This window comes from Flavobacterium sp. FlaQc-47, from assembly GCF_044006475.1.
Taxonomy (GTDB): Bacteria; Bacteroidota; Bacteroidia; order Flavobacteriales; family Flavobacteriaceae; genus Flavobacterium.
Genome location: NZ_JBIPCQ010000002.1, coordinates 221,067 through 245,243 on the forward strand (window position 1 = coordinate 221,067; position 24,177 = coordinate 245,243).

The following is a 24,177-nucleotide window of genomic DNA, read 5'->3' on the forward strand; positions in this document are numbered from 1 at the left end:
GTTTATTGTTTGATGATTTTGATAGATTTCTCGCCGCCGTTTTTATAGGAAAGCAAAACGATATAAACTCCCGCAGAATAACTTTGAAAAGGAATATTGAGGTTGCGTAGCTGCTCATTTATAGTATAGATTCGCAGAATTTGCCCAGTAACAGAATAGACATAAACCGAAGTAACATAATTGCTCTCTTTGAGATTCCATTGCAAATACAGTTCTTCTTTTACAGGATTGGGATAATAGGAAATCTGATCTTCTTCAAAAAACTGATCCGGATCAGTGCTTGTAACGGCCTCAATTTCCTTAACTTCTTTAGCTGGTTTAGAGAGACAATTAATACATAATATTCTGCCGGTTTGGTTCCCCGCTGCATCATAACCAAATGTAATTTTGGTTTGTGCCTGTGCTGTACAACAAAACAGCATTATAAAAAAGAGTAGCATTATTCTCATATTGTCGTATATTAAAATATTTCTGACAAAATTGTTTAATATATACTTATAAGTAAAATAAATACTGTTAAATAATTTAACAATAACACAAAAGTAGGACAATTAACACATTCCCTATATAAAGAACAATGAAGGATGGTTAATAATTTGTTTTATGTATTTTATTAACTTAACAAAAAGTAAGGCACAAAAAAAAGCGAGATTTTCATCTCGCTTTTTTTTTATAATAGTATAAAAATGTTATTCTACAGTAACTGATTTTGCTAAGTTACGCGGCTGATCTACATTACAACCTCTCATTACCGCTATATGATAAGACAATAATTGTAAAGGTATTGTTGTGATTAACGGAGACAACGCATCTGAAGTTTCAGGAATCTCAATTACATAATCAGCTAACTCACGAACCTGAGTATCACCTTTAGTAACCACAGCGATGATTTTACCGCTTCTTGATTTGATTTCCTGAATGTTACTTACAATCTTATCATAATGCCCTTGTTTAGGCGCGATAACGATAACCGGCATATGCTCATCAATTAAAGCAATTGGACCGTGTTTCATTTCGGCAGCAGGATAACCTTCTGCATGAATATAAGAGATCTCTTTAAGTTTTAAAGCTCCCTCTAAAGCCACCGGAAAATTATATCCGCGACCTAAATACAAACAGTTTGGTGCATCTTTAAAAGTTGCCGCAATTTCTTTTGCTCTGTCGTTTGTTTCTAAAGCTTCGGCTACTTTTTCAGGAATTATTTCCAATTCTTGTAAATATCCGTGAAAGTCAGTATTTGACAATGTTCCTTTCGCTTTACCTAATCGCAATGCGATCATGGTTAAAACGGTAATTTGAGTGGTAAATGCTTTTGTTGAAGCTACTCCAATTTCCGGACCTGCATGTGTGTAAGCACCGGCATGACTTTCTCTTGAAATAGAAGATCCAACCACATTACAAACACCAAAAACAAAGGCACCGTTTTCTTTCGCTAATTTAATAGCCGCCATAGTATCTGCCGTTTCTCCTGATTGAGAAATTGCGATAACAACGTCATCTTTATTTATAATTGGATTTCTGTATCTGAATTCGGATGCGTATTCAACTTCAACAGGAATACGGGTAAATTCTTCAAAAATATATTCTGCTACTAAACCTGCGTGCCATGAAGTACCACAAGCTACGATTAAAATACGTTTTGCATTTAAGAATTTTTCTAAATTATCCTCAACACCTGCCATTTGAACAATTCCTTCATTGGCATGAAGTCTTCCTCTGTAAGTATCTCTAATAACACTTGGCTGTTCGTAAATCTCTTTTAACATGAAGTGATCGTAACCGCCTTTTTCAATTTGCTCCAAATTCATTTGAAGTTCCTGAATATAAGGATCTACTAAAGAGTCGTCTTTAATTTTTCTGACTTTTAATGGTTTGTGCAATCTGATGTTTGCCATTTCACCATCTTCAAGATAAATAGCATTTGAAGTATATTCAATAAAAGGCGAAGCATCCGAAGCAATAAAATATTCTCCCTCTCCTACACCAATTGCCAATGGGCTACCCAATCTTGCAGCAACAATTTCGTTAGGATTTTTTTTATCAAAAACTGCAATTGCATAAGCTCCTACAACCTGATTTAAAGCAATCTGAACTGCTTTTCCTAATTTAATTCCTTCTTTTTTCTGAACTTCTTCAATAAGATTAATTAATACTTCTGTATCTGTATCAGATTTAAAAGTATACCCTCTTTTGATTAATTCCTCTTTAAGCGGTGCATAGTTTTCGATAATTCCGTTGTGAATAATCACTAATTCTCCGGAATTAGAAACATGCGGATGTGAGTTGACATCATTTGGAACCCCGTGTGTTGCCCAACGTGTATGCCCGATTCCTATAGTTCCGTTTGAAGTAAAATCCTCTTTTGCCTTAGCTTCAAGATCAGAAACTTTACCTTTTGTTTTACAAAGTTTTATACCTGTTTCGGCATCATATAACATGACTCCAGCACTATCATATCCTCTGTACTCAAGACGCTTTAATCCTTTTATAATAATAGGATAAGCCTCTCTGTGACCGATATATCCAACAATTCCACACATATATTATTTATTAATTTGGTTTCGTGTAGTATACTTGCAGCTGTAGTCTTTTAGCATAATTTGCATCGGTTGAAGGAATATTCGACCCAAACAATATTGTACCTAACGGACTCATAACTGAAGCTCTTGGCACATCTGAAATCACGTCATTTTTAAGTTTCAATTTTCCTGAAGTTATTGTATTAATATCTCCTGTAACTACTAAACCTAATCTTACGTTTTTAACAGTTGCATCTTTTATGATATTACGAATATGACTCGTTAATCTAATTTTGTACGTTGTACCTCTTTTTGTAGTTGCATGTACATTAATTATCCCGCTATATACAACCTTAATCATTTTAGCATCAGCAGTTATACTTGAACTTCCATCTGCGCTATAATCTACAATTGGCAGATTATCATCTAAATTATATAAGTAAACCCTTTTTGGTTCATAAGCAGCTTTCATATTTTCTGAATCAATAGAAAAAATTAAATTCGCTTCATTTACCAACCACTTTTCACTTCTTATTTTTTCTAGTTGAGCACCAAAACCATTTAATTCAATTACAGCAAGCGATCCCTGACCTCCTTTTAGATATAGTCTTTCATCTCCTGCGGTTTTGTTAGCACTTTTTACAGCGGCATCATAAATAGCGTTTTTGTTCTCCTGAAGTAATCCGGCCTGAGCACCTGTCAGGTTAATTACTATTGACTTATCTTCTGTAGCGTCACCATCAGTTGTGGCCGCCGTTTTTGCTTTGTATTTGATTGTTATTTTCGCATTACCTGCCTTGGCAAAATCTAATAACGCCATATTAACAGGACTATCTCCTGATCTTTCCACTTTAAAATATAATCCTCTAAAATATTCCTGGAAAGTATTTGCAGAAGAAAGTTTTGAAGCATCGGCTTTAAGTACTTTATCAAGGAAAAACGCTTTATTTAAATTCAGGCGCATTTCCGGGGCTACTCTTGTGGTAACATCTTTACCAGCATCATCTTTCGTCACATCTACAAGTTCTGAAGCACTAAAAAAGAATTCTTCATTTTGCAATGGATTTACATCATCATTTAGCTTAATTCCTTTGCTTGCATCTGCATTAAAGTTAATATTATCAGAATCCGGTGAATCCTGATTTGTATAATACAATTGTGCAAATTGAGCACCTCCGTCAATAAAAGAACTGCGCATTTGAACTTTAGACTCGTAAACACTCAATTTCAGTTTACCATTCACATCTCCATAAATAGAATCTAATGCATAAGTACGGCTTCCGTCAGCATTTGTAGCCGTTACATGACTAAAATAAGGAACACTAAGCACTACACTTTCTACTGATGTCACTTCACCAACAGTTGGCGCATAAGAAGACAAAGAAACCTGACTTACAAAATTTGATGTTGTTGTACCAAAAACCGGATTATCAAAAATACCTAAAGCATTAAGTGTTAATCCGTTTGACTGAACTGGAGTTACTTCCTGATTATAAGCTAAAACGTCATATTTTTCAGATTCAAGTCCAAAATGATCGTCACCGATCAAACCATCACCAATCGCATTAAAATCTTTGTCGCAAGAATATAAAAGAACAACTGTTGCAACTAATAGGATTTTCTTAATAAAAGAAGTATTGTACATGTTTAATAATAAAGTTAAAATTTAAAGCCCCATCGTTTTATAGAAATTGGTATACGCTTCTGCGAATCCATCTTTCCCGGCGAAAGGTAAAAAAGGTTTTCCTGAAGATTCTATAAATTTTGTTAAACTTGGAGATACGTTTTCAGATGCAATAATTACAGCATCAGAGTGTAATATGCTAGCTTTTAAGACATTTTCGTAATTTGGTGTTTCTAAATCAGAGATTGCTTCATGCGGAACTCCGTCAAATTTCACCTTATTTATCATTTCTAAATCTAAATTTTCATCAAAAGATTGCCCATAAACAGAGGTCACAATTTTTGTTTCAGAAAATAAAGCTTCATTTTTATAGTAATGCTTCATGTAAATTGGCAGCATTGCAGCCAGCCAGCCATGAACGTGAATGATATCCGGAACCCAGTTTAGTTTTTTTACCGTCTCGACAACTCCTTTAGCAAAAAATATCGCTCTTTCGTCGTTATCCGGATAAAGAACACCTTCTTCGTCAGCAAAAGTTGCTTTACGTTTAAAATATTCATCGTTATCAATAAAATAAACCTGAATTCTTTCTTTAGGAATAGAAGCTACCTTGATAATCAACGGCATATCTAAGTCATTCACTACCAAATTCATTCCTGAAAGTCTAATAACTTCATGTAATTGGTGTCTTCTTTCGTTGATATTTCCATATCTTGGCATGAAAATTCTTATCTGACCTCCTTGATCATTGATCATTTTTGGAACGTCATAAGACATTAAAGAAACCTCATTTTCAGCCAAATAAGGCACGACTTCAGATGATACATATAATATCCTCTTATCTTTCATAATAGTATTTTACTTAATTTTTGGTAATAAAAACGTTGCAAAATTACAAAAATTTATGCAGTTTATAACTAATATATTATGTTTGCACTAAATTTTAATAATACTGCCATGCATATTTTCTACAGTAAAGTAGCTTTGATAGCCTATTTGAAAACTATCAAAACGGCAAATTCAACCATAGGATTTGTACCAACAATGGGCGCTTTACACCAAGGTCATCTGGCGTTAATGCAAAGATCAATCAAGGAAAACGACGATACGGTGGTCAGTATTTTTGTCAATCCCACACAATTTAACAATCCCGAAGATCTGGAAAAATATCCAAGAACTCTTGACGAAGACGTAAAAAAAATGCGCAATTTAAGCGACAAAATCATTTTATATGCGCCAACCGTAGATGATATTTACGAAGGACACACAGTTTCACAGCCATTTGATTTTGATGGACTGGAAAACCAAATGGAAGGAAAATTCAGACCCGGACACTTTAATGGCGTTGGCACAATCGTAAAAAGGCTATTTGAAATTGTAACTCCTACAAATGCTTATTTTGGAGAAAAAGATTTCCAGCAATTGCAGATTGTTAAAAAAATGGTCGAAAAAACCCATTTACCAGTTAATGTTGTAGGCTGCCCCATTTTTAGAGAAGATAATCAGCTTGCAATGAGTTCGAGAAACGAGCGTTTAACTCCTGAAGAAAGAAAAGAAGCATCTATAATATATAAGGTATTAACCGAAGCAAAAGAGATATTTAAAACCAATACTCCTGAAGAAACGATTAAATTCGTGGAAAATTCCTTCAAAGACAACGAGAGATTTGACCTTGAATATTTCGTTATTGCTGATGAATCTACATTATTACCTATTGATCATAAAAGTAAAGACAAAAACTACCGTGCATTTATCGCAGTATTTGTTAATTCTATAAGGTTGATTGACACCATTTCATTAAATTAATTTACCTTTGCAACATGCAAATTCAAGTTATAAAATCTAAAATTCATCGTGTTAAAGTAACCGGCGCTGATTTAAATTATATTGGCAGTATTACTATTGATGAAACTTTACTGGAAGCCTCAAATATTATTGAAGGTGAAAAAGTATCTATTGTAAACATTAATAATGGCGAACGTTTTGAAACTTACGCCATTAAAGGAGAAAAAAATTCAGGTGAAATCACGCTGAATGGTCCTGCAGCCAGAAAAGTCCAGAAGGATGATATTATTATCATCATATCTTATGCAACTCTGGAGTTTGAAGAAGCTAAAACCTTCAAGCCGTGGATTATTTTCCCTAATGAAAATGATAATTCATTAACCTAAGTTTTTCTTTTACACTTTATCTTACTACCGTTTGTCAAAATTATATTTGAACAAACAGGATTGCTTTTGCCGAATAAATATCGCGCAAAGTTGCAAAGAAAATGTATGTAAACTTGGCGGCTTTGTGACTTTTCGCGATTTTTTTTTAGCCATAATTATCGGGGGGAAACTTAACATAATGACATTGAGATTTTAGTATTCGTGCTAAACTTCATTGCTTTTTTTAAATTCCTACATAAACAAAAAAGCAAATAAAGTATTATATTGCTACACTATTTCAATACTTTTTAATTCACTGAAATGCCCCAAATCATGAAAAAAGTTTACCTGCTGTTTATCTTAATCTCAGTTTCTGTACTTGGACAGAAAAAATTCGACAACATTCAATCTGTAAAACTTGGAGAAGAACGAAGAATAACCATTAGACTTCCCGATTCTTACGAAGCAAATCCTGAAAAAAAATACCCGGTTTTATATTTATTAGATGGCGATTATTTATTTGATCCTTTTTCAGGAGCAGTAAGTTACGGTTCATATTGGGGAGATTTACCTGAAATGATTATCATTGGAGTTCATCAAAATAAAAATGACGAACGTGAAGACGACACCACAATTGATCAAAATACAGGACTTCCTTTTGAAAAAGGAGCGAACTTTTTTGAATTTATCGGTGCTGAACTAATTCCGTATATCGAAAAAAAATACCGTACAACACCATTTAGAATTATTGCAGGACATGATTTAACTGCAAGTTTTCTGAACTTTTATTTATACAAGGAACAGCCACTTTTTAACGCTTACATTGCCTTTAGCCCGGAACTAGCTAATAAAATGGAAGTTAGGATTCCTGAAAAATTTGCAAAAGTAACGGAACCTTTATTTTACTATTTATCTGTAGCAGACGGAGACAATAAAAAAATCAAAGAGCCTATTGAAAAATTAGACAGCAATATTAAAATTGCCAATAATCCGTTAGTGAATTATAAATATGATGTATTTAAAGGTACAACACATTATACGGAGGTTTTACACGCTATTCCAAGTGCTTTATACCATATATTTGAAGTTTACAGACCTATAAATTCTGCTGAATACAATAGTAAAATTGCTGTTCTTGAAACTGGTTATGCAGATTATCTGCAAAATAAATACGACATCATGTCTAAAGTTATGGGAGTTCAGATTCCGGTGAGAATGAGTGATTTCAAAATTATTGAAACGCTTATTTTGAAAAAGAACGCGTATGACGAATTAGGAAAAATGGCGGAAATTGGAAATGTCAATTACCCAAAAGCAATGTTAGGCGAATATGAATTAGGATTGATGTACGAAAAAATGGGAGATCCTAAAAGAGCGTCTAAAAAATATCAGAATGCTTCACAAATGGAACCTATTGGCGATTTGAACAAAGATTTAATGTACGAGAAAATCGACCAGATGAAAACACTTGAAAAAACCACTAAATAATGTCTAAAGTTAAAACTTCCTTTTTTTGTCAGAACTGCGGCACCCAATATGCCAAATGGCAAGGACAATGCAATGCATGCAAAGAATGGAATACTATTGCGGAAGAAATTATTCAGAAGCAGGAAAAGGTGGCATGGAAAAGCGAACCGACTTCAAGCGGCAAAGCACCTCGCCCTTTAAAAATTAATGAAATTGACTCGACTCAGGAAATCCGGATGGATACTACCGATGGTGAATTGAATCGTGTTTTAGGCGGTGGAATTGTTCCTGGTTCCCTGATACTTCTGGGTGGTGAACCCGGAATTGGAAAAAGTACACTTTTACTGCAGATATCATTAAAATTACCCTATAAAACTTTATATGTTTCCGGCGAAGAAAGTCAGAAGCAAATAAAAATGCGTGCCGAAAGAATCACGCCAAGCAGCGACAATTGTTATATTTTGACCGAAACTAAAACGCAAAATATATTCAAGCAAATTGAAGCGATTCAGCCTGAAATTGTCATTATAGACTCGATTCAGACTTTACATACGGATTATATTGAATCAACTGCCGGAAGCATTTCCCAAATCAGGGAAACAACGGCGGAGTTGATCAAGTTTGCCAAAGAAACCAATATTCCGGTTATTTTAATTGGACATATTACAAAAGACGGAAACATCGCCGGACCAAAGATTCTGGAACATATGGTCGATACGGTTTTACAATTTGAAGGCGATCGAAATCACGTTTACCGAATTTTACGTTCGCTGAAAAACCGTTTTGGTTCTACTGCAGAATTGGGTATTTACGAAATGTTAGGAAGTGGATTAAGAGAAGTCAGCAATCCGTCAGAAATATTAATATCACACAAAGACGAAGAATTATCAGGAACTGCAATTGCCTCAACACTTGAAGGAATGCGTCCGTTAATGATCGAAATACAATCGCTTGTAAGTACCGCAGTTTACGGAACGCCACAACGCAGTACAACTGGCTACAACGCCAAAAGGCTAAACATGATTTTAGCGGTTCTAGAAAAAAGAGCCGGATTTCGTTTAGGCGCAAAAGACGTTTTCCTGAACGTAACCGGAGGAATTTCTGTTGATGATCCTGCAATTGATTTGGCTGTTGTTGCCGCAATTTTATCTTCAAACGAGGATATTCCGGTAACAAAAGGATGTTGTTTTGCCGGCGAAGTGGGGCTTTCGGGAGAAATCCGACCTGTAAATCGTGTGGATCAGCGTATTCAGGAAGCCGAAAAATTAGGTTTCACCACTATCTTTGTATCCAAGTACAACAAAATTGCATTAAAGAATACAGGAATCAAAATTGAACTTGTGGCCAAAATTGAAGATGTAGCCGGAATTCTTTTTGGTTAATATTTTTCTTTTACCACCAATTTCACGAATTAGCACGAATTTTTTTATTCTGATTAATATGAATTATTTATACGTAGTATAGAATTAATGAAATTAGTGTAATTCGCGGCAAAACATTCCTTAAATTTTTTGAAATCAACTTTATGAAATTTCCAAAACAAAAAATATACAAAGCACTTCTAATACTTGTAATAGTATTGGTAGTGCTTTTTTTAGGTTTTTACTTTTTTCGCGATTCACTTTTAAAACAAGCAATTGCAAAAGTGACCAACAAAATGAATACGGAATACAACAGCACATTTTCTGTAAAATCGGCTACGTTTGATGGCTTGTCCGGCATTAAATTGACCGATGTTATTCTGGTTCCAAAAAATGCAGATACACTTTGCCACATTCAAAAAATAGAAACCAGTGTTAGTTTATCCAGTTTGTTAATTGGCGATGTTCAAATAGGAACTCTAAAAGTAAACAATGGCTATATTCAATTAGTCAAAAAAGGAAATGTCCGCAATTTTGATGCTTTCTTAAAAAAGGACAAAACTGAATCTGATAAAAATGAAAAACGTAAATATGCGGCTTTTGCCTATAGAATTATCTCAAAATTACTGAATCTGGTTCCAACAGATATGAAACTGGAAAACCTAAATTTCAGAATTGATGATAATGGCAAAAAAACGTCTGTTGCAGTAAATAAACTGGTTTTAGACAACAAACAACTTGAAACCAGTCTTCATGTACAAAGTAAAAATTTTGATCAGCGCTGGAACATAAAAGGTTTTGCAGATCCAAGAAATAAAAAAGCCGATATCCGTTTCTTTAATTTAGATACCGGAGCAATTCGTGTTCCTTATTTAGATGAACGTTATCACTTAAAAGCAAGTTTTGATTCTATTCGTTTAAACGTTGCCAACATTGAAAAAGACGGAAGCGAATTGCATATTGACGGTTATACTTCGATCGCTAATTTAAAAATCAATCATCCTAAAATTGCCAGCAAGGATGTTGTAATTAAAAATGCCCGTTTTGATTATCGTTTTTTATTGGGAGATGATTTTATTTCGGTTGACAGCACCTCAACGATGCAATTGAATAAGATAAAAGTGAAACCTTATATTTCATATAACACAGAAAAAGATACTGTTTATACTTTGAAAGTTGATATTCCGAAAATGAAAGCGCAGGACTTTATTGTTTCGCTTCCTGACGGATTGTTTACGCACTTTCAGGGAATGGAAGCAACTGGAAATTTTGATTATAAACTGGATTTTAAATTCAATAAAAACAGACCAAATACTCTGGTTTTTGACAGTAAACTGAATAAGGAAGATTTAAAAATTATAAAATATGGCGAAGCCGATCTTAATAAATTAAATGGACAATTTGTTTATCGTGCCATAATTCAGAATGTTTTGCAACGACCGGTTTTAGTTGGAAATGCAAATCCAAATTACACACCTTTAGACCAGATTTCACCTTATTTGCGAAAATCTGTATTAACGACCGAAGATCCTTCCTTTTTCTCCCATCGCGGCTTTATTAATGAAGCTTTCAAACAATCGATTCTTAAAAACATCAGAACGAAAAAATTCTCTCGTGGTGCAAGTACCATAAGTATGCAATTGATTAAAAATGTTTTTCTGACGCGTGAAAAAACACTTTCGCGCAAGCTTGAAGAAATTCTTTTAGTTTATATCTTAGAAAATAATCGTGTAGTAAGCAAAGAACGAATGCTGGAAGTTTATTTCAACATTATAGAATGGGGACCAAATGTGTATGGAATTGGCGAAGCAAGTCATTTCTATTTTCAAAAAAGCCCGTCGGCATTAAATGTAGACGAATGTTTGTATCTGGCCACTATTATTCCTAAACCTAGAAAATTCATGTATCAGTTTAACGATCAGGGAAATCTAAGGGACTATGCAGTGCAAAATCAGAAATTTCTAAAGAATTTAATGTTTCGTCGCGGTCTTTTGGTTCCTGAAGATACAATAGGCCAACTACCCGTTTATATTTCCGGTAATGCACGTTCATTAATACGCATTAAAGCTCCGGATTCAACGGCTGTTCCTGCTGATTCTTTGGTAATTAGTGATGAATTTGATTTGTAATATTTGTTTAACCGCGCAATCCCGATAGCTATCGGGACGCAAAGGTTTTCATTTCACAACTTAAAGAAATCTTAGCGCGCATTGCGTAAAACCTTGCGAACCTTGCGGTTAGAAAACTACTTAAAATTCCTTAAAAACTCCTCTTTATAAGTAGGCGAAACTTCAATTTCGGCTCCGTCGTTTAAAGTTACGATTCCGCCTTTATTGTATGATTTTACGCAATTCATATTGATGATATGGGATTTGTGAACGCGGATAAAAGGCAAAGGTAAAATCTCTGAAAAGTGTTTTAAAAATCGGCAGACCATTTTCTTGCTTCCGTTATTGAGATACAAATCGGTGAAATTTCCGTTGCCGCGCAAGCGAACGATTTCTTCCATTTTTACGACTTCAAAACCTTCTAATGTTGGTAAAATAACCTGTTGCTTTTCCGGTTTTGCTTCATGAAAATTCTCAACTATGATTTTATTTCTGTTAAAGATTTCATGATTCATGATTTGATGCTGCACTTTGTTTACGGCAACAATCAATTCTTCAATACTAATAGGTTTCAGCAAATAATAGGCGGCACTTTGGTTCAGGGCTTTTAGCGAATATTCAGAAAAAGCAGTTACAAATATGGTTTCGAACTGCAAATCTTTACACGCTTCAAGGACATCAAAAGCATTCCCAAAAGGCATTTCAACATCCAGAAAAACCAATTGCGGTTTCAATTCATGCAACATGGGAACGGCTTCTTTTATATTCTGTGCTTCGCCAATAACCTCAACTTGCGGACAATATTTACTCAAATAGTTTTTGAGTACTTCACGCGCTGCCAATTCATCTTCGACAATTACACTTTTTATCTTCTGGATGGTCATCATATAGTATCAATTAATGGAAAAACAATTTCGACAATTGTTCCGGATTCCGGCAATTCTTTCTCTTTAATAACAAATGAAATGTTCTTTTTATACAATTCATTCAGTAAACCAATTCGTTCTTTTGTATTATTGAGACCGCGGGATTCATGCACTTTCTGATTGCTGGTTTTAAGTTCCTGACTTTTGGTTAAACCAATTCCGTTGTCTTCAATAACAACGATAACTTTTGCATCAACAAGCTGAAATTTAAGCTGCAGCAATCCTTTTTTATCGAGATAACGCAAACCGTGCCAAATCGAATTCTCTAAATGGGGCTGAATAATCATATTTGGGACAAAAACACTTTCGGCATCAAGCGTTTCATCAACCGTAATTTCAAAATCAAATTTATCCTGAAAACGCAAATGTTCCAGATCCAGGTATTTCTTTAATTGCTCGACTTCTTTATCTAATGAAATAAAATCTTTATTGGAATTTTCCATCATATCCCGCATCAGGTTAGAATAGGAAGTCAGGTATTTATTGGCTTCCAGTTCTTTATTTTCAGATATAAACTGGTTCACGCTATTTAAACTATTGAATATAAAATGCGGATTCATTTCGCGTCGCAGCGATTGCAATGCGATTTCTTTATTCTTGGTTTTTATGGAATACAAGGCTTTTACAATAAATCCGAATAAAAGTAAAAGCAATAAAATGGATCCTAAAAGAAAATAATTAAACGTATTTTTCTTGGTAATCAATTCATCTTTTAATGTTTTTTCTTTTTCAAGCTGACGAATTTTCCCTTCTGTAACCTGAAAAGTTTTTGCGCTGATTAAAGTCGTATCGGATTGAATCAGTTCATCAAAATTTTGAAGGAATTGTTCATAAAGTGCCATACTTTCTTTTTCGTTCCCTTCAGATTTGTAATATTTCACCAGAGCCGATAATGTATTTTTGGCTTCCGCCGAATTTCCTTTTTTAGACGCAAGATCATACGCTTCTTTCAGTGAAACCAATGCTTTTTTTGGTTCTTCCTTTTTAAAATAAAGAGACGCTATAGATTGCAATTGTTTGATTTGTGTATTAAAATCTTTCCTGGTTACAGCTTCTGCCAATAACTTTTCATTGATTCCAATTGCTTTTTCAAACTGATTGTCTGATGCGTAAACATTTGCAATTTCATTTTTAATTTTAATAACCGCTTCGGGTTTGTCTTTTGCGTAAACGAGCGCGTTTTTATAACTTTCAATGGCAACACTTTTGTCTTTTTGCTGTAATGAATTCTCCGCTTTTTGAACATAAGCTTCTGCAACTTCACCGCTTTTCTTTTCCTTTTTAAGCAATTCAATATTGGAGTTTACATAAGTTGCCTGCATTACAGGTTCTGCCTGATTTTTTAAACGGTTTGCATCATTTAAATTGATTTTTTCTTCAGATGCATCTTTTGCCAATGAACCTGCGACTTCATAATTTTTTATTGCTGATCCGAAGTTTTTCTGATTTTCCTGCACTTTTGCAAGACTTCTGGTTACTCTGGTTTTATCATTTACGCGTTTGAGTTTTGTGTAACTGGTAAGCGCTTTTTTAAAATATTCCTCGGCTTTTGCATTATCGCCTTTATTCAGAAATTCATTGGCTAATTGTTCGTAGTTTTCGGCAATTTTCCCTTCATCATTTTTATCTAAAGATTTCTCTAAATTAGTCACTACTTTACTCATTTTTGTAGCCGGCATTGCTTTCTTTTTCGCAATAGAATCCTGTGCCGCAACTCCCAATGGAAATAACAGCAACAGCATTATAGAAAATATAAATCCTGATAATAAACGTCTCATATTTTTAATTTCTTTAAACCCTGGCAATTCAGATTTCAGCACTTGCGAACCTTCAAAAAAACAACAATGTAAAGTAAAGTATTTTATGTTCCGTTTACAACTTGTTTCACCAAGTGAAAGTTGCGTTTCACCCTTTCTGCAAAAAAGGAGGGTTTTTAGTTTTTAAGTTTGGTCTGTAATCAACAATTAAAAACCAGAAATCATGAAATCAAATCTATTTATCACAGCAGTTTTAGCCACTACAATCTCTTTATTAAACTGTTATTCTTCGAATGCAAATTATAAGAAAAATACTAAAATAGAAAACCCAGTTGCAGCAGAAAACACAAAAATACAAGTGGCACTTTTACTGGATACATCCGGAAGTATGGACGGTTTAATCGATCAGGCTAAATCAAGACTCTGGAACATTGTAAATACATTGACTACTTTAAAATACGACGGCAAAACACCGGATATCGAAATCGCTTTGTACGAATATGGAAATGACGGTTTATCTGAAAAATCAAATTATATCCGACAAATCGCGCCTCTTTCAACCGATTTGGATTTGATTTCAGAGAAACTATTTTCGTTAAGTACAAATGGCGGAAACGAATATTGCGGTGCCGTAATTCAGGATGCTACAAACCAGTTAAAATGGGCAAAAGACAATAACAATATGAAGCTGATTTATATTGCAGGAAACGAAGAATTTAATCAGGGGGAAATTAATTATAAAGAAGCGATTAGCAACGCTCTTAAAAATGGCATTTATGTGAATACTATTTATTGCGGAGATAAAACGCAAGGCATAAACGAATTATGGAAAAATGGAGCCGATTATGGAAAAGGGAAATATTTTAATATCGATTCAAACGAAGCCGTAAAATATATTGCGACGCCTTATGACGCTGAAATTACAAAGTGCAACGAAAAAATCAACAAAACCTATATTAGTTATGGCGCTAAAGGTTCGATAAAAAAGATGAATCAGGAAACGCAGGATAAAAATGCCCAGAAAGTTTCTGCTTCTAATTATGCGGAACGTGCGGTGAGTAAATCTAAAGCCGTTTATAAAAACGAAAGCTGGGATTTAGTCGATAAGGTAAAAGATGATAAAACTGCTATTTCGAAAATCAAAAAAGAAGAATTACCGGCAGAACTTCAAAACAAATCTGAAGCTGAAATACACACAATTGTCGCTCAGAAAACAAAAGAAAGAGAAACGATCCAGAAAGAAATTGGCGAATTAGGCAAAAAACGTCAGGTGTTTATTGATACAGAATCTAAAAAAACAGGATGATTTAGGCAATGCCATAAACACATCAATAGTTGGTTTTGCAAAAGTAAAAGGTTACACGGTTGAGAAATAAATTATCATAAAGATGAAAAAGAAAATTGTCTTTTTACTTTCAATGGGAATTTTTGGCGTGAGTTTTGCCTGCAGTAATAAAGAAGAGAAGCCAGGAATGATTAAAAATTCAAAACCGGTTTATTCCTATGAAGAGAAACTAAAAAGTGAGACACTTGAAATCAGGAGTTTTTTGGGGAAATCTCCTAAATACAATTCAAATATTGTCTTTCTTTTAGATATGAAGATGGAGTCTGGGAAAAACCGGTTTTTTATTTATGATTTAAAGCAAAATAAAATACTGAATAAAGGTTTAGTAGGGCACGGAACGGGATCTGAAACCGGTATTCCGGGGCAACTAAAATTCAGCAATCTCAAAGATTCTCATTGTACCTTACTAGGGAAATATGCAATAGGAACTTCCTATCAGGGATCGTTTGGTAAAGCTTATAAGCTGTACGGTTTAGATAAAACGAACAGCAATGCCTTTGATCGCAATGTTGTTTTACATCAATATTCTAAGGTTCCGTTTGAAGAACAGGAAAATCCTATTTGCAACAGTTACGGCTGCCCAATGGTAAATTCAACGTTTTTTAATGCAATTGAAAAGATAATCGATAATTCAAAGAAGAAAATCATTCTGGTTATTTACTATCAGAATTCGATTTAATTGCAGATATTCGTAATCAAAACCTTCCAAAAAAAAGAAAATCTAAATACAAATCACATGATTAAAAAAATAACAACATCTGTTTTATTATTGGTTTGCGCAATTGCATTTGCGCAAAAACCAATTTTCACTACTGCAAAAGTTAAAAACGCCACGGTATATTTTAATGCAGCCGAAATTTCACAATCAGCAAGTGCCAGTTTACCCGCAGGAACAAGTGAAATTGTCATAAAAAATGTAGCTGTTGATTTAAATGAAAGTTCCATACAAATAGGATCTCCTTCGACAGTTACGGTGCTTTCGGTTCAGTTTACCAATAACTATATTTCAGAATATGATACAGATACAAAATCTCCGGAATTAAAACGTGTGCGAGATAGTATTATAATTGTTCAAAAAGAAATACAGAAAGTAAATAATACCATTAATTCTGAAAATAAAACGATTCAGCTTTTAGACAAAAACCAGCAAATCTATGGCGTAAATTCAGGTTTGAATGTTACGGAATTAATGAAAATGGTGGAGTATTATAAAACCAAGCAAATCGAGATTGCCAACAATATTAATACCCTTTCAGAAAAGCAGCAAAAACTAAACGAGATCCTTTATAAACTACAAAGTAAACTGGAGATCAATGCCAATAAAGAGGAGAAAACCTCATCAGGCAAATTGATTGTTCAGGTGATGAATGAAGTTGCCGGAATCGTTCCTTTAGACATTTCATACTTAACAAATAATGCTTCCTGGACTCCTTTCTATGATTTACGTGCTGAAAGTGTTACGGCACCAATTAATATGATGTACAAAGCACAAGTTGTTCAGAATACCGGAATCGACTGGAAAAAAGTAAAACTTACTTTATCAAGCGGAATGCCAAATCAAAACAATCAGGCTCCAATGCTAAGTTCATGGTTTTTACGAGACAATAGTTACGCTCAAAATGCCTATGGAACGCAAAGAAGCAAAATGAATCAGATACAAGGACGAGTTGCTGCGGGAGTTGCTGTAGAGGAAAAAGAATTACAGGAAGTAGTGATAACGGCGGCGCCTATAATGAAAAAATCATCTGTTTCAGATTTCACTACTGTCGAAGAAAATCAATTGAATGTTTCGTTTGATATTGATATTCCTTATGATATTTTATCTAATGGAAAGGTTCACAGTGTTTCTTTAAAAGAAATAAAACTGCCCGCATCTTATAAATATTATGCTGCGCCAAGAGTGGAAAATGAAGCTTTCCTTTTAGCCGAAATAGCAGATTACAGTAAATACAATTTATTAAGAGGTGAAGCGAATATAATTTTTGAAGGCATGTACGTAGGGAAAACTTTTATAGAACCAAATCAAACGAGCGATACTTTGAATTTAAGTATGGGACGCGACAAAAAAGTATCTATTAAACGTGAAAAAGTAGCGGACAAATCAGGAACTAAGTTTTTATCTTCGAAAAAAGAACAGACTTTTACTTATGATATCACAGTAAGAAATAACAAGAAAGAAAACATTGAACTTTTACTGAAGGATCAATATCCTTTGACTACCAATAAGGAAATTGAGGTGGAGTTATTGCAAAGCGACAGTGCAAAAGTGAATACTGAAACAGGAATTTTAACCTGGCAATTGCAGATGAAACCTAATGAAGTCAAGAAATTCCGAATTAGTTATAAAGTGAGATATCCTAAAGATCAAATTTTGAATTTATAAACCAGAAATCCCGATACAATAAGTTTTGTACCGGGATTTTTATTTCTGATGAAACTATGTTGAAGAAACCTAAAAGGGTTTAAAAACCTGTTTGGTTTGTCGAATCACTTAATCAAATTAATTACGGTGCCGGATCAGGAATTATTGCCTGAACAGCGGCAATTTCGGTCAGAACTTCTTTTGATAAAAACACATCAATTGTATCAATGTTTTCTTTTAATTGTTCCATTGTCGTTGCGCCAATAATGGCACTTGTTAAAAAAGGCTGTTGCAATACAAATCCCATTGCAAGTTCTGTCAGTGTCAAACCGTGTTTTTGCGCAATTTCCTGATACAGCTTTGTGGCTTGCGTGCATTGCTCGCTATTGTAACGTGTATATTGAGGAAAAAGATTGATTCTTGCATTTGGATGTGATTCGCCGGTTAAAAATTTACCGGTTAAAACGCCAAATGCTAATGGAGAATACGCTAATAAACCAACATTTTCGTACTTTGAAACTTCGGCAGAACCTACTTCAAAAAGTCGATTTAATAAATTATACGGATTTTGAACTGTTTTTATCCTTGGAAGATTCTGATACTTACTTTCTTCGAGAAGACGCATCATTCCCCAGGCATTTTCATTAGAAACTCCAATGTGTTTTATTTTTCCCTGCTTGATTAAGCCATCAAAAGTTTCAAGGATTTCTCTAAAATTATCTTCCCAGGCATCGTCATGACCTCCAAAACCACGTTGTCCGAAATAATTAGTGTCACGTGCCGGCCAATGCATCTGGTATAAATCGATATAATCTGTCTGAAGACGTTTTAAGCTATTTTCTACAGCATATGTAATACTTTCCGGAGAAAAATCTACTTTCTCACGCATATAGCCAAAATTTGGATTTGGACCTGCAATTTTAGAAGCCAAAACTACTTTTTCACGATTTCCGGTTTTCTTAAACCAGGTTCCTATGATTTTTTCTGTACTTCCGTACGTTGCTTCGCTTGCCGGAACTGAATACATCTCGGCAGTATCAAAAAAATTAATACCTCGTTCAAGCGCATAATCCATTTGTTGATGTCCTTCAGCTTCAGTATTCTGCTGTCCGAAAGTCATTGTTCCGAGGTTGATTTTACTAACCTTTATGTCGGTATTGGGTAAAGTAGTATATTTCATTTGTCTTTGAGTTGCTAAGTTGCTGAGTGACTAAGATTTTAAGTTCTCAGCTTTCAATTATAAAACTCAAATATACGACGGGATTTTTCAAATGAAAATGTGACAAAAGTTAAAAAAAGGATAATAATATAAATTTCAAACTTTTAAAAATCCAAATTCCAAATCTAAATTAATTGAATTATAGTATCAGATGCTCTGGCGGACCGGTATATCTTTAAATTATAATATCTCACCCCGATTGGGTTCTTTGAAAAAATTTAGCGTTTTCTATAAATATAACGTCCCGCTGGGACTGAAATTAAATTCAAATTATTAATCCATACGGGACTTTTTTATTGTGAATATCCCTTTTTCTATCAATATTTAAATCCTAACGGATTATTAAAAGTATAATCAATATATTTCGTAGAGATTAAATGTTGGTAGAAAATTATTTCCATCCAAAACATTATGTCCCGTAGGGACTATACCTATTCAATTTTGGAATAATAATTTTGTAACCGATTATGCTAATCTCATAATGTAACAATTATGACGTCTCAAAATTTTGCAGGTTACCAAAAATAAAAATGGCTCAAAGTTAAAAAACTATGAGCCATTTCTATTTCAAACTTTTTATAGGATTTGTTCACTTTTAATCTTGATCAAGATATAGTCCCTAAGGGACATTTTTTTACTGGGTATATTCCTTTTCTACCAACATTTAAATCCTAACGGATTAGTATTAAAAAGTATAATCAATATATCTCGTAGAGATTAAATGTTGGTAGAAAATTATTCCCATCCAAAACATTATGTCCCGTAGGGACTACACCTATTCAATTTGGAATAATAATTTTGTAAACGAATATGCTAATCTCATAATGTAACAATTACGGCGTTTTCAAAATTTTGCAGGTTGCCAAAAACAAAAATGGCTCAAAGTTAAAAAACTCTCAGCCATTTTTATTTCAAACTTTTTATAGGATTTTGAAACGAATTAAAAACCCTGATTACAAAAATTGAATTTTCTTTAAACTGATATAATACTTTATACTTTCTAATTATAATTCGTCGGCAATCAAACCTATATTCATCTACCTGAAATTGCTCCGCAAATACAATAGTATCCGTACAATTAAACAATTCATCCCTAATTTTGATCGCTTTTTCTTTAGAAATAACTTTCTTTAATGAAAGAAAAATTTCTTTTAAGTCTTCTTTTGCATTCTGAGTCCAAAAAACTACAGGTTTACTATTATTCATCCCAATCCTGCATTTCCTTAGATAAATCTTCTTTTGAAATTATTCGATTGTATTTTACATCATTCAAACCTTCCTCAACTTTATTATTATATTCAGATAAAGTTAGAGGATTTCCTTGCGCATCATATGAAACCACTTCATTTAAATAGTTATCAAATACAGAAGAAACAATTCGTAATACTCTTTCATCAGCAAGGTCTAATTGATGACGTATTTTATCTTTTAATTCTGGAAGTCCCATAATTGTAGCTTTTATAGCTTCAAAGTTACAAAAATATAAAATCAAAAAAGGCTCAAAGTTTTTACTTTGAGCCTTATATCTTAGAACATTAGTCCCTTAGAGACTTAGCATCTTAATTAATACTATTCAACATTTCAGCGATTTCATCTAATCTTGGTGTTAAGATGATTTCGATTCTACGGTTTTTTGCTTTTCCTTCCGGAGTTGCATTACTTGCAAGCGGAGAAAATTCGCTGCGTCCTGCTGCTGTTAATTTTTGTTTGTTGATTTTTGCGTTTTCGCTTAAAATATTCACAATTGCTGTAGCTCTTTTTGTCGATAAATCCCAGTTGTTTGCAATTGGTCCTGATCCTGCATACGGATCGTCATCAGTATGTCCTTCAATAAGAACCGAAAGATCCGGATTATCTCCTAATACTTTTCCTAATTCCACAACGGCTTTTCTACCTTCGGTTCCTACGGCCCAGCTTCCTGAATTAAAAAGCAGTTTATTTTCCATAGAAACATATACTTTTCCGTTTTTCTGCTCAACCGTTAATCCTTTACCTTCAAAACCGTTTAAAGCTTTTGATAATGTTTCTTTTAGTTTGCGCATTGCCTCTTCTTTTGCGGCAATCATTGCTTCAAGTTCGTTTAAGCGGCTTGCAGTTTTATCAAGACGTGCTTGTTCGTCGGCTAATTTTTTAGATTTTGCTTCCAGCTGCGCTAACAATTCACGGTTTTTGGCCATGTTGCTTTCTAATGCGTCGTTGCTATTTTTCTCTAATGCATTATAAGAATCCTGTAAAACTTTATACTTTTTTTGTTGAGCTGCTAAATCTGCTTTTTGTTTTTCAAGATCAGATTTTGTTGCGCTTAAATCTTTCGTTAATGCATCGCGATCTAATTCCAGCTGATTTTTTGATTTTTGTAAATCGGTATTTTGATCAGCAATTGAACGGTTTTCTTTTTTAAGATCTGAATATTTAGTTTCAAGATCATTGTAAATTTTCTTGGATACGCATGAGGTCATAGACATTGCTATAACCAGTAATCCGATGGAGGCCTTTTTAATCATTTTGTTTTCGTTTTTATTTGGGGCGCATTAATAATTCAACAATGTCAAAATTCAATATCAGTTACAATATTAATTTTTGAAATTTAAACTCGCTATCCTTTCAACAAGAACAATACCAAAATTACTCGATTTCGACTAAAACTGGACAATGATCTGAATGCACGGCATCCGGAAGAATCACGGCACGTTTTAATCTGTGCTGCAATGAATCGCTCACTAAATTGTAATCGATACGCCATCCTTTGTTGTTTCCTCTGGCTCCGGCGCGGTAACTCCACCATGAATAATGATGTGCATCTTTATTGAAATGACGGAAACTGTCGATAAAGCCGGATTTCATAAATCCGTCCAGCCAGGCACGCTCTGAAGGTAAAAATCCTGAAACCGTTTTGTTACGAACCGGATCATGAATATCAATTGCTTCGTGACAAATATTGTAGTCGCCGCAAATAATCAAATTCGGAATTGTTAGTTTTAGCTCGTTAACGTAGGTTTGAAAGTCGTCCATGAACATAAATTTATGGTCTAATCTCTCAATATTTGTTCCTGAAGGAAGATATAAACTCATTACAGAACAGTCGTCAAAGTCAGCACGAAGGTTACGTCCTTCAAAATCCATGTGCTGAATTCCGGTTCCATATACTACATTATTGGGTTTTGTTTTAGATAAAATCGCAACTCCGCTGTAGCCTTTTTTGGTCGCAGAATAATAATATTGATACGGATAACCCGCGGCAGTAATAGCGTCAACGGGAATTTGTTCCTCGGTCGCTTTTATTTCCTGAAGGCAAATAACATCAGGATTAGCCTGTTGCAGCCATTCGATAAAGCCTTTAGTTATTGCGGCACGTATTCCGTTTACATTATAAGAAATAATTTTCATCAGTGTTTTTTTAAGGATTCCAAATGTAATAAAAAAGTGGAAAGTTTGTGTTTGAATCAACGAAAAGTAGAGTTTTTTGTTATCTTTGTTCGCTGCTCTAATAAATTAAAAATAGTACATGGGTTTAGTTACCGCGAAAGAAGTTGCAAAGGCAATAAATGTTGATAAGTACGGAGTTCTTGGTACTTTTTCAGGCTGGATTCTTATGAAGGTCCTTAAGATCTCTACCCTTAATAAAATTTACGATCATAATAAACATTTAGAAGATGTTGCGTTTTTAAACGGAGTATTAGATGAATTACAAATTAAGTTTGAAATTCCTGAAGAAGATCTAAAACGTTTACCTAAAGAAGGCGCTTATATCACTATTTCAAATCATCCGCTTGGAGGAATCGATGGTATTTTGCTTTTGAAATTAATGCTTGAAAGAGAACCCAATTTCAAGATTATCGCTAACTTTTTATTACACCGAATTGTTCCGCTTAAAAAATATATCATGCCCGTGAATCCTTTTGAAAATCATAGGGATGCTAAATCAAGCGTGGTAGGAATCAAGGAAACTTTACGTCATTTAAGCGATGGTAAACCATTAGGGATTTTCCCTGCCGGAGAAGTTTCTACTTACAGAGACGGAAAACTGGTTGTGGACAAACCTTGGGAAGAAGGTGCTTTGAAATTGATCAGAAAAGCTAAAGTTCCTGTTGTACCTATTTATTTTCATGCAAAAAACAGCAGATTATTCTATTGGCTTTCTAAAATCGATGATACTTTAAGAACTGCAAAATTACCATCTGAACTGTTAACTCAAAAAGATCGTGTAATTAAAGTTCGTATTGGGAAACCAATTTCTGTCAATGAGCAAAACGAATTTGAATCGTTTGAAGATTACTCGGAATTCCTGAGAAAGAAAACTTATATGCTGGCAAATCCTTTTGAAAAGGACAGCAAATTATTAGATACGGCAAGTTTAAAAATACCAAAATCGCCTAAAAAAATTGTAACGCCCGCAAGCGAGCCAAAAATGATTGACGAGGTTAATGCATTAAGAAACAGCGATTGTCGTTTACTGCAAAGTAAAAACTACGAGGTATTTTTTGCAACAGCAAAATCTATCCCGAATATTCTGCACGAAATTGGGCGTTTACGCGAAATCACTTTTCGTGAAGTGGGCGAAGGAACAAATGAATCTATAGATTTAGACAAATTCGACCAGTATTATCACCATATGTTTTTATGGGATGATGAAACTAAAAAAATTGCCGGCGCTTACCGTATGGGATTGGGTTCTGAGATTTACCCAAAATACGGAATTGAAGGTTTTTATTTGAACGACTTATTTAGATTTGAACCTGAGCTGCACGATATGATGCATAAATCAATCGAAATGGGTCGTGCGTTTATAATCAAGGAATACCAGCAAAAACCAATGCCTTTGTTTTTATTATGGAAAGGTATTATTCATACCACATTGCGTTATCCGGAGCATAAGTATTTATTAGGCGGTGTGAGCATCAGCAATCAATTCTCTGACTTTTCGAAATCACTGATGATTGAGTTCATGAAGTCTAATTATTATGATCCGTACATTGCGCAATACATTCACCCTAAAAAGGCTTATAAAGTTAAACTGAAAGATGCTGATAAAGATTTTATCTTTGATGAAGCTGAATCTGACCTGAATAAATTTGATAAAATCATTGACGAATTAGAACCGGGTAATTTACGTTTGCCTGTTTTAATAAAAAAATACATCAAGCAAAATGCACGGGTTGTAGCTTTTAACGTCGATCCTTTGTTCAACAATGCCGTAGATGGTTTAATGTATATTAGAATCGCAGATATTCCTGAAAGCACTATGAAACCTGTTATAGAAGAGTTTCAAATAGAATTAGAGCGCAAATTAGCCGAGAAAGAAGATTAAATTCAAAACCGATATTAAAAAGAAATCCCAT

General features: G+C 34.1%; 20 protein-coding genes. 9 read left to right on the forward strand and 11 right to left on the reverse strand.

Going from position 1 to position 24,177, the window contains the following annotated elements:
* Positions 1-2: 2 nt before the first annotated feature.
* The 4 genes from ACHRVX_RS06945 to ACHRVX_RS06960 form a co-directional block, all read right to left on the reverse strand.
* A complete protein-coding gene (locus ACHRVX_RS06945; RefSeq protein WP_395330623.1) occupies positions 3-449 on the reverse strand; it encodes a T9SS type A sorting domain-containing protein in 447 nt (148 codons plus the stop codon).
* Positions 450-689: 240 nt separating this feature from the next.
* The gene (glmS, locus tag ACHRVX_RS06950; protein WP_395330625.1) at positions 690-2,540 is read right to left on the reverse strand and encodes a glutamine--fructose-6-phosphate transaminase (isomerizing); all 1,851 of its coding nucleotides are present in this window, start codon (positions 2,538-2,540) and stop codon (positions 690-692) included.
* Positions 2,541-2,550: 10 nt separating this feature from the next.
* On the reverse strand, positions 2,551-4,164 hold the full coding sequence (locus ACHRVX_RS06955) for a DUF4270 domain-containing protein (protein WP_395330627.1): 1,614 nt from the start codon (positions 4,162-4,164) through the stop codon (positions 2,551-2,553).
* Positions 4,165-4,185: 21 nt separating this feature from the next.
* The gene (locus tag ACHRVX_RS06960; RefSeq protein WP_213302755.1) at positions 4,186-4,992 is read right to left on the reverse strand and encodes a glycogen/starch synthase; all 807 of its coding nucleotides are present in this window, start codon (positions 4,990-4,992) and stop codon (positions 4,186-4,188) included.
* A 78-nt stretch (positions 4,993-5,070) separates the two neighbouring features.
* Here ACHRVX_RS06960 and panC point away from each other — a divergent pair, with 78 nt between their 5' ends.
* From panC to ACHRVX_RS06985, 5 genes are all read left to right on the forward strand, one after another.
* Positions 5,071-5,949, forward strand: coding sequence for a pantoate--beta-alanine ligase (gene panC, locus ACHRVX_RS06965; protein WP_395330630.1), 879 nt, complete (start codon positions 5,071-5,073; stop codon positions 5,947-5,949).
* Positions 5,950-5,963: 14 nt separating this feature from the next.
* Entirely contained in the window at positions 5,964-6,314 is a 351-nt protein-coding gene (panD, locus tag ACHRVX_RS06970) for an aspartate 1-decarboxylase (protein ID WP_026727479.1), read from the forward strand.
* A gap of 312 nt (positions 6,315-6,626) precedes the next feature.
* Positions 6,627-7,781: an alpha/beta hydrolase gene (locus ACHRVX_RS06975; RefSeq protein ID WP_395330632.1), complete on the forward strand. Its 1,155-nt coding sequence runs from the start codon at positions 6,627-6,629 to the stop codon at positions 7,779-7,781.
* Positions 7,781-9,142, forward strand: a complete 1,362-nt coding sequence (gene radA / locus ACHRVX_RS06980) for a DNA repair protein RadA (RefSeq protein WP_395330634.1) — start codon at positions 7,781-7,783, stop codon at positions 9,140-9,142. Before ACHRVX_RS06975 ends, radA begins: the two co-directional genes overlap by 1 nt.
* Positions 9,143-9,285: 143 nt before the next feature.
* Positions 9,286-11,250, forward strand: a complete 1,965-nt coding sequence (locus ACHRVX_RS06985) for a transglycosylase domain-containing protein (protein WP_395330636.1) — start codon at positions 9,286-9,288, stop codon at positions 11,248-11,250.
* Between the two features lie 116 nt (positions 11,251-11,366).
* Here ACHRVX_RS06985 and ACHRVX_RS06990 read toward each other — a convergent pair whose 3' ends face one another.
* The gene (locus ACHRVX_RS06990; RefSeq protein ID WP_395330638.1) at positions 11,367-12,116 is read right to left on the reverse strand and encodes a LytR/AlgR family response regulator transcription factor; all 750 of its coding nucleotides are present in this window, start codon (positions 12,114-12,116) and stop codon (positions 11,367-11,369) included.
* Positions 12,113-13,933, reverse strand: coding sequence for a histidine kinase (locus ACHRVX_RS06995; protein ID WP_395330640.1), 1,821 nt, complete (start codon positions 13,931-13,933; stop codon positions 12,113-12,115). Before ACHRVX_RS06995 ends, ACHRVX_RS06990 begins: the two co-directional genes overlap by 4 nt.
* A 202-nt stretch (positions 13,934-14,135) precedes the next feature.
* Between ACHRVX_RS06995 and ACHRVX_RS07000 the strand changes: the two genes are divergently transcribed.
* The 3 genes from ACHRVX_RS07000 (at position 14,136) to ACHRVX_RS07010 (ending at position 17,640) form a co-directional block, all read left to right on the forward strand.
* Positions 14,136-15,218, forward strand: a complete 1,083-nt coding sequence (locus ACHRVX_RS07000; RefSeq protein WP_395330642.1) for a VWA domain-containing protein — start codon at positions 14,136-14,138, stop codon at positions 15,216-15,218.
* Between the two features lie 82 nt (positions 15,219-15,300).
* Positions 15,301-15,936 (forward strand): murein L,D-transpeptidase catalytic domain-containing protein, encoded by a 636-nt coding sequence (locus tag ACHRVX_RS07005; protein ID WP_395330644.1) that lies wholly within the window; start codon positions 15,301-15,303, stop codon positions 15,934-15,936.
* A 57-nt stretch (positions 15,937-15,993) separates the two neighbouring features.
* Positions 15,994-17,640 (forward strand): DUF4139 domain-containing protein, encoded by a 1,647-nt coding sequence (locus ACHRVX_RS07010; protein WP_395330646.1) that lies wholly within the window; start codon positions 15,994-15,996, stop codon positions 17,638-17,640.
* A gap of 121 nt (positions 17,641-17,761) precedes the next feature.
* Here ACHRVX_RS07010 and ACHRVX_RS07015 read toward each other — a convergent pair whose 3' ends face one another.
* The 5 genes from ACHRVX_RS07015 to ACHRVX_RS07035 form a co-directional block, all read right to left on the reverse strand.
* Positions 17,762-18,799, reverse strand: coding sequence for an aldo/keto reductase (locus ACHRVX_RS07015; protein ID WP_395330648.1), 1,038 nt, complete (start codon positions 18,797-18,799; stop codon positions 17,762-17,764).
* 945 nt (positions 18,800-19,744) lie between these two features.
* Positions 19,745-20,044: a type II toxin-antitoxin system RelE/ParE family toxin gene (locus ACHRVX_RS07020; RefSeq protein WP_395330650.1), complete on the reverse strand. Its 300-nt coding sequence runs from the start codon at positions 20,042-20,044 to the stop codon at positions 19,745-19,747.
* Positions 20,037-20,285: a hypothetical protein gene (locus tag ACHRVX_RS07025; protein ID WP_395330652.1), complete on the reverse strand. Its 249-nt coding sequence runs from the start codon at positions 20,283-20,285 to the stop codon at positions 20,037-20,039. The genes ACHRVX_RS07020 and ACHRVX_RS07025 overlap by 8 nt, the downstream gene beginning before the upstream one ends.
* Positions 20,286-20,397: 112 nt before the next feature.
* Positions 20,398-21,342 (reverse strand): OmpA family protein, encoded by a 945-nt coding sequence (locus ACHRVX_RS07030; protein WP_395330655.1) that lies wholly within the window; start codon positions 21,340-21,342, stop codon positions 20,398-20,400.
* A gap of 121 nt (positions 21,343-21,463) precedes the next feature.
* Complete coding sequence (locus ACHRVX_RS07035; RefSeq protein WP_395330657.1) at positions 21,464-22,225, reverse strand: exodeoxyribonuclease III; 762 nt, start codon at positions 22,223-22,225, stop codon at positions 21,464-21,466.
* A 118-nt stretch (positions 22,226-22,343) separates the two neighbouring features.
* Between ACHRVX_RS07035 and ACHRVX_RS07040 the strand changes: the two genes are divergently transcribed.
* Complete coding sequence (locus ACHRVX_RS07040; RefSeq protein ID WP_395330659.1) at positions 22,344-24,146, forward strand: GNAT family N-acyltransferase; 1,803 nt, start codon at positions 22,344-22,346, stop codon at positions 24,144-24,146.
* Positions 24,147-24,177: the final 31 nt, after the last annotated feature.